Source organism: Halobaculum gomorrense, assembly GCF_900129775.1.
Lineage (GTDB): Archaea > Halobacteriota > Halobacteria > Halobacteriales > Haloferacaceae > Halobaculum > Halobaculum gomorrense.
Map to the genome: position 1 here is coordinate 44,817 of NZ_FQWV01000013.1, position 6,726 is coordinate 51,542.

General features: G+C 54.5%; 6 protein-coding genes. 2 read left to right on the top strand and 4 right to left on the bottom strand.

What is annotated here, in order from left to right:
- Positions 1–248 precede the first annotated feature (248 nt).
- Positions 249–1,955, bottom strand: coding sequence for an ArnT family glycosyltransferase (locus BUE16_RS15545; protein WP_079991700.1), 1,707 nt, complete (start codon positions 1,953–1,955; stop codon positions 249–251).
- Positions 1,956–2,061: 106 nt separating this feature from the next.
- Here BUE16_RS15545 and BUE16_RS15550 point away from each other — a divergent pair, with 106 nt between their 5' ends.
- Positions 2,062–3,267, top strand: coding sequence for a glycosyltransferase family 4 protein (locus BUE16_RS15550; RefSeq protein WP_073311406.1), 1,206 nt, complete (start codon positions 2,062–2,064; stop codon positions 3,265–3,267).
- A 177-nt stretch (positions 3,268–3,444) separates the two neighbouring features.
- Here BUE16_RS15550 and rfbB read toward each other — a convergent pair whose 3' ends face one another.
- Complete coding sequence (gene rfbB, locus BUE16_RS15555; RefSeq protein WP_073311408.1) at positions 3,445–4,371, bottom strand: dTDP-glucose 4,6-dehydratase; 927 nt, start codon at positions 4,369–4,371, stop codon at positions 3,445–3,447.
- A 51-nt stretch (positions 4,372–4,422) separates the two neighbouring features.
- On the opposite strand from rfbB, the gene rfbD reads away from it, so the two are divergent.
- A complete protein-coding gene (rfbD, locus tag BUE16_RS15560; RefSeq protein ID WP_073311409.1) occupies positions 4,423–5,313 on the top strand; it encodes a dTDP-4-dehydrorhamnose reductase in 891 nt (296 codons plus the stop codon).
- On the opposite strand, the gene BUE16_RS15565 is transcribed toward rfbD, so the two are convergent.
- Together BUE16_RS15565 and BUE16_RS15570 are read right to left on the bottom strand one after the other, a co-directional pair.
- On the bottom strand, positions 5,310–5,489 hold the full coding sequence (locus BUE16_RS15565) for a hypothetical protein (RefSeq protein WP_073311410.1): 180 nt from the start codon (positions 5,487–5,489) through the stop codon (positions 5,310–5,312). The two genes, rfbD and BUE16_RS15565, sit on opposite strands and share 4 nt — an antisense overlap.
- A 2-nt stretch (positions 5,490–5,491) precedes the next feature.
- Entirely contained in the window at positions 5,492–6,565 is a 1,074-nt protein-coding gene (locus BUE16_RS15570) for a glucose-1-phosphate thymidylyltransferase (protein WP_073311412.1), read from the bottom strand.
- Between the last annotated feature and the right edge of the window lie 161 nt (positions 6,566–6,726).

Genomic DNA, 6,726 nt, shown 5'->3' on the forward strand with positions numbered 1-6,726 from the left:
CCACATTCACAGCGCCTCGAGATCCGCGTCGAGATGTACGACGACGCGTGCTTCTTCACCATGCCCGGAAATTGAGTACAAGGAACGCCTGAGCGCGCCTCTGTTCGCCCCCAGTGCGCTTCGGTGAGTCCACGCGTCGTACTGTGGTGGACGACGATGCCGATAGTGTGACGACGCTGTCTCGACTCGGGTCGTCAGGATGCGTCTGTACTCACTTCCTTGGACGACACAGAAGTGATTTTCACTGATCAGGGTTGGTCTGTGAATCTAACGAGAGTCAGATTTGCGTGGTTTCTATTTGTGGTTTGTAGTTGGATTTGATATGGTCGTGTGAGCTCAGACCGATCAGATGTTATGATGAGTGCGTATTGGCTCTGTATCTCTGCTGGGGTTGCAACAGTAATGTCTGGCTCAGCGTAGAATGCAAATGGGTAGAGCGGTTCCGTTTGCGTAAGATTCTGCTGAAGTGTGACTTCGTGATCTCTATCTGCACGGTCGTTAAGCGCTAACGCGTGGAGCTTCTGTTGTGAGTCCCACTGTGCATCAGGTCCCGCACCGGGTGATACAACAGGGGTCGGTGCAGCGAGTCCAGGGAGAATGAGAAGTAAAAACACAACCCCGAGTAGGCGTTGTTTTTGAATCCCATATTTGGAGATCATCGACCGTGTTACGTCTATGTGTGCGATGAGCAGTACCCCTACAATGCTTCCAGCGATCGCAGCGAGATACCCAATACCAGAGGGGACTGTCCCACCAAGCACAATTGTTTCTAACTCACGAACTTCGAATCCAATATCGACCATGGAAATAATGAACCCAGGTACGCGATACGAGAATAAGCTGATTCCTATCACTCCGAGGATCAGCGAGCCGTACGCAAGATAGTCTCCACCAAGCGCGCGCTTGAGCAGGCAGGCTGACAGAACGGCTGTCGCAGGATACATCGGTAGTAGATAGTGGTCGTGGTTGCCGGTGAGCGCGAAAAAGAGTGGGACACTGGTTGCCCACCACACTAAGAAATAGAATTTCAATGAATGCTGACCTTGTTGGTATCGACGATAGAGTCCAAGCAGAACTGCCTGAGGTAATATATAAATAAACGGATCTAATGCAATCGGAAGCAGTTTGAAATATGGATAATTCATAAACTCGAAAATACCGTTTTGCGCGGTATATCCAGCATCGCTAACCCGCCCAAGTACCTGACTGAAGAAGATCTGTTGGAGAAATTCTTGTCCAAACTTCACATACATGTAGACCGGCCACGGTACAATACAGATGAACGAGATGAGGAGCCCATATACGGTAGTTCGATTACTCAGCTGTCGCCAGTGGAGCAGTACAACTGGAAGTAGAATGACGGCGTAGATCCCTGCTGCAAATCCTTTTGTGAGAATAGCGAGGGATATCGCGACACTTGCGGGCAGGAGGAGTCTCTCCTGGCCGTGGAGTGCCCGCCACGAGAGGTACACAAACAGTGTCCCGAAGAACACGAACGGGATATCAATTGCTGCACTTCGGCCCGCATTTTGTCCTGCAAATACGTGTGGGGTAATAAGGAAACAAAAGCCTGCCAATATTCCTGTTACTTCGTCCCATTCTGTACGAACAAACCCATATGTCGCTATGGCAATCCCGAGGACACCTATCGCAGACGGAAGCCGAACTGCTACAATCGAATGATCAAATCCTATTATTGTTGCTTCTTGGATCCAGAATCCAAGTGGGGGTTTCTGGAGAAATGGCCCGACTCTTCCATGCCATAATCCAGTTGGAACAATCCATTGCCCGTGCCTGACACCGTGTTCAGCGATATACGCATAGATTCCTTCATCCCACGATAATAGTGGGAACGAACCTAATCCAAGAATATACACGAATACCCACGTGATCCCTAATGCTGATACTGAGGCAGCAGTCTCGGGGATTTCATCAGCACTAAAACGAAATCTCATAGTACAATTTTGGAATCTTGTGTGGGTGATAATCCTGTCGAATACAGAGAGCACTCTTCCTCAAGACGCGCAACTCCTATGAACCAATAGACTACAGAGGTAACGAATGAACGTTCTCGCACTCACTGACTATCTCGGAAACGTCGGAGGTGCTGAATTGAGTGCTCGTGAAATCCTCGTAGGTCTTGCCGCACATGAGGAAATTACTTCGGTCACTGCTGTAGGGGGTGACCTCCCCGGCGTTGACCGACTGGATTTTCCGGGCGTCGACCTCGCACCGGTCGAGATATCTCGATATCAGGAAAATATCCCGGATCTGGTTTCTGATTCAGTACTTGGACGACGGTTAGCACGTACTGCACGGCAGTATGTTGACGACGCAGACGTGATACACGCTCATCATCAACGATCTGCATTCGCATTAACTCACTTGAACACGAGCACCCCAACAGTTGCGACAGTCCGAGACTTCTGGCCGATCTGCCCGATTAGCATCTACAGTGTGAACGGGAGGCAGTGTCGAGGGTGTGATGCAGACCTAAATGCCTGTCTTCAGAACCAAGGGTGGGATGGACCTGAATCACCTGCAGTGAAAGCCTATCTTAGGCTGAAGCGCAGACACAATCGAGGGGTGCTTACAGAATTCGACGCTAACATCTTCATTGCGGACCATATCCGGAAAACAGTCAGTCAATCTTCAGCTGTCGCGGACGAAACGAATGTTATCCATAATCCAGTCGAGGTCACATTCGAGGGAAATCCGATTACAACAGATCATCCACGATTTGTTACGGCAAGTAGCTTGGTCGACCAGAAGGGAATCGATGTCGCAATCCGAGCAGTTGGGCATCTCGATGAGTTCCAGAACGCAGAGCTCGTTATCTTCGGTGACGGACCACAGCGCAGTTCTCTTGAATCGCTGGCTGCGTCTGTCGCTCCCGGCCAAGTAGACTTCCGGGGACGCGTAGATCTACAAGAAGTCTACCAGGCGATGGCTGGGGCCACTGCAACGATTTTTCCATCGACATGGGAGGAGCCGTTCGGTCGGGTGACTGTCGAATCAATGTCGCTCGGCACTCCGGTCGTCGGGAGTGCTGTCGGTGGTATCAGCGAAGTGATCGATGACAACAAAACCGGCCTGCTGTTTCCCCCTGGTGATGATGCTGTACTGGCTGATCACTTGGAATCACTGTGTAAGGAGACGGAGTTTGCAGCATCTCTCGGTCAGCGGGCGAGAGAGGCTTCGAAACGATTCACAAGAGAATCGGTCGCGTCTCAGCACTATTCGTTTTACAACTCACTCGTTCGATAACAAATTCGCCAAAATCGGCGAGTTCTATGACTGAGTATGGTCGACATCATTTGAGTGATATTCGGGTGGTATACTCGAGGCAAATAGCTTGACGATGAGACTAACGGACGTGCGGAACGCTTTCCACGATTGCCTGCCGCTTGGAGGGCAGAATAGGCTTCTTCTTGGTTGATCTCGTCAGTTCAAATAGTACTCGACGGTTCGTTCGAGCCCTTCTTCAAACGTGTATTCAGGTTCCCAGCCGAGCGCTTTGATCTTCTCAGTTTCGAGCGCGTAGCGCTGGTCGTGGCCGGCACGATCATCAACGAACTCGATCAGGTCATCGTCCGCGCCGACGGCGTTCAAAATCGCCTCGGTTACCTCGAGGTTAGTCTTCTCCGCGTCGCTTCCGATGTTGTAGATCTCACCGATTGTCCCGTCTCGAAGAACGACATCGAGCGCCCGACAGTTGTCCTCAACGTAGATCCACTCGCGTACGTTCGACCCGTCGCCGTAGACGGGAAGTGCCTCGCTATCGGCGGCGTTCTGGATGAACTTGGGGATGAGCTTCTCAGGGTGCTGTCGAGGGCCGAAGTTGTTGCAGGTACGGGTGATGAGAACCGGGAGGTTGTGGGTCTTCTGGAAGCTCCGTGCGAGGAGGTCTGCACCAGCCTTCGTCGCCGAGTAGGGATTTCGGGGATTGAGCGGATCGTTCTCGGAGAACTTCCCTTCGAGGATCTGCCCGTACACCTCGTCAGTCGAGATCTGGAGAAAGCGATCGATATCTGCCTCTTTGGCGGCATCGAGGAGCGTCTGTGTCCCTTGGACGTTCGTCGAGACGAACGGTTCCGCACCGTCGATAGACCGGTCGACGTGTGACTCTGCGGCAAAGTTGACGATCGCGTCAACATCGCTCACGAGGTCAGTGACGAGGTCGCGATCGCGGATGTCGCCTTCGACAAACTCGTGGCGAGGATCGTCGAGCACACCATCGAGGTTGTCCTTCGAGCCCGCATACGTCAACGCATCCAGCGTGACCACCTCGTCGTTCACGTGTTCATCGAGGACGTATTGGACGAAGTTCGAGCCGATGAACCCGGCACCGCCCGTAACGAGTATTCGCATGTATGACTGTGTTCACAGTACCTATTTACAGTACTGCCGGAACTCTATCGCATGCGACTTCTTGTGCTTGGCGCGAATGGCCTCTTGGGCAGTAACGTCTTATGCGCTGGTCAGCAACGCGACTGGACCGTCTGTGGAACGTACCACTCAACACAACCGGCGTTCGACATTCCGCTCACGCAGTTCGATCTCCGAGCGTACACCTCGTTTGAGGACGTTCTCACCGAACACGGTCCCGATGTTGTTGTCAACTGTGCTGCGATGACGGATGTCGACGGCTGTGAAACGAATCCGGAACGAGCGCGCGTCCTCAATGGCGACGCACCCGGCGGGCTCGCGGCTGTATGTTCGGAAAATGATGTCGAATTCGTTCACGTATCGACGGACTATGTCTTCGATGGGAGAGAACGCGAGCCGTACAGCGAGTCCGCGGAAACGAATCCTAGACAGGTGTACGGCGAGTCAAAGCTAGTGGGCGAGCAGGCCGTCGCCGAAGAGGCGACGGACGCGCTCGTGGCTCGCCTTTCGTTTGTATGGGGTATCCACCGCGGTACTGGCGATCTCACTGGTTTTCCCGCATGGGTTCGCGGGCGACTTGGGTCGGGAGACACTGTTCCGTTATTCACAGACCAATGGGTTACGCCGACGCGTGCCGGGCAAGCAGCCGAAACATTGCTGGACTTGATCGAACAAGACACAACCGGCCGTTTCCACGTTGCATGTTCGTCGTGTGTCTCCCCCTACGAGTTCGGGAAAGCGATTGCCGAGTCTGTCGGGGCCGACGAGGATCTGCTCATTAAAGGATCGATGGAGGATGTCGAACGAAACGCGACACGGCCGACGTACAGCTGTCTTGATGTCAAACATTTGGAATCCGCGCTTGGTCGTTCACAGCCAACGATATGCGAGGATGTCGAAGCCGTCCGAGAGGCGTTCCGCTAGATCTGGTAGCGGTCCCAGTGTTCGCGGAAGTGCTCGCGTGCGTCCTCAGAGAGGTCCTCGAAGCGTAGCACTTCCTGACAGCCGAGTCCCGGACACTTCATCACGCGGTTTCTCTCGAGTTCGTTCGCCGCGACGACGGTGCCACAGGCTGGACAGGTGTGAGTGATGATGCGCATCGTTAGAGTTTGAGCTGGGAGTTCTCACCGACGACGAGGCGGCGCCCCTCGGGTAGGAGTTCCTTGGCGCTTCCGACGTTCGCGCCGCGGCCGAGGAGGCTGTCAACGATGCGGCCGTTCGCGGTGATCTCGGAGTCGCCGATGACGACGCTGTTCTCGATGTGGATGTCTTCGAGCGTCGAGTTCGCGCCGACTGACGTGTACGGGCCGACGTAGGTCCCACGCTTGATGGTCGTGTTCTCCGCGATCGAGACCGGGCCGCGGACGACCGCTCCGTCCTCGATGACCGCTGTTTCGGCGAGTTCGATGCGGCCATCGGTCTCTGCGCCGTCCTCGACGACGCCCGAAGTCTTCAGCTCCCTGTCCTCGAGGACGAGCCGGTTCGCTTCGAGGATGTCCTCGGGTTTTCCGGTGTCCTTCCACCAGCCGGTGACGACGTGTGAGTCGATCTCGTAGCCGTCTTCGAGAAGATCTTGGATAGCGTCCGTGATCTCCAGTTCGCCGCGCCACGAGGGTTTGAGGCCCTCAATGGCGTCGAACACCGCCGGGGAGAACACGTACATCCCGATGAGTGCGAGGTTCGTCGGCGGGTCATCGGGCTTCTCAATAAGCTGTGTGACGTTGCCCTCGTCGTCGACGTCCGCGATGCCGAACGCCTGCGGGTCTTCCACCTCTTGGAGGGCGATCCCAGCCCCGTAGTCGCCCGCCTCGAAGCTCTCGACCAGATCGGTGACGCCGGATTTGAGGATGTTGTCGCCGAGATACATCACGAAGTCGTCGTCGCCGACGAAGTCACGCGCACAGCCCGCTGCGTGTGCAAGCCCGAGGGGGTTTCCTTGGACGATATACGTGATGTCGACGCCGTACTTCGAGCCGTCGCCGAGGAGTTCCTGAATTTCGTCTCTGCCTTTGTTGCCGAGAATGACGCCGATCTCGGTGATGCCTGCTTCTTTGAGATCCTCAATCGCGTATTCGAGGACCGGTTTGTTCGCGACCGGGACGAGTTGTTTGGGGCCGGTGTGGGTGATTGGTCGAAGACGAGAGCCAGTACCGCCAGACAATAGGACACCTTTCATTGATACGGTGAGATACCTTGCACGGGCCTAAATAAGATTGTGCTCCGCTGATTGCATCGTGTTCAGATAAGGATGAAGAGTGAGGCGGTGTGTTTTCTGAGTGGTTCATGCCCGAAAACACACGCCTCAGCGGGAGTATCGACCAGATCAACTTAGAGTTT

Coding starts and splice junctions, on each gene's coding strand:
- BUE16_RS15550 (WP_073311406.1), top strand. CDS start 2,062: ATGAACGTTCTCGCACTCACTGACTATCTCGGAAACGTCGGAGGTGCT.
- BUE16_RS15565 (WP_073311410.1), bottom strand. CDS start 5,489: ATGCGCATCATCACTCACACCTGTCCAGCCTGTGGCACCGTCGTCGCG.
- BUE16_RS15570 (WP_073311412.1), bottom strand. CDS start 6,565: ATGAAAGGTGTCCTATTGTCTGGCGGTACTGGCTCTCGTCTTCGACCA.
- rfbD (WP_073311409.1), top strand. CDS start 4,423: ATGCGACTTCTTGTGCTTGGCGCGAATGGCCTCTTGGGCAGTAACGTC.
- rfbB (WP_073311408.1), bottom strand. CDS start 4,371: ATGCGAATACTCGTTACGGGCGGTGCCGGGTTCATCGGCTCGAACTTC.
- BUE16_RS15545 (WP_079991700.1), bottom strand. CDS start 1,955: ATGAGATTTCGTTTTAGTGCTGATGAAATCCCCGAGACTGCTGCCTCA.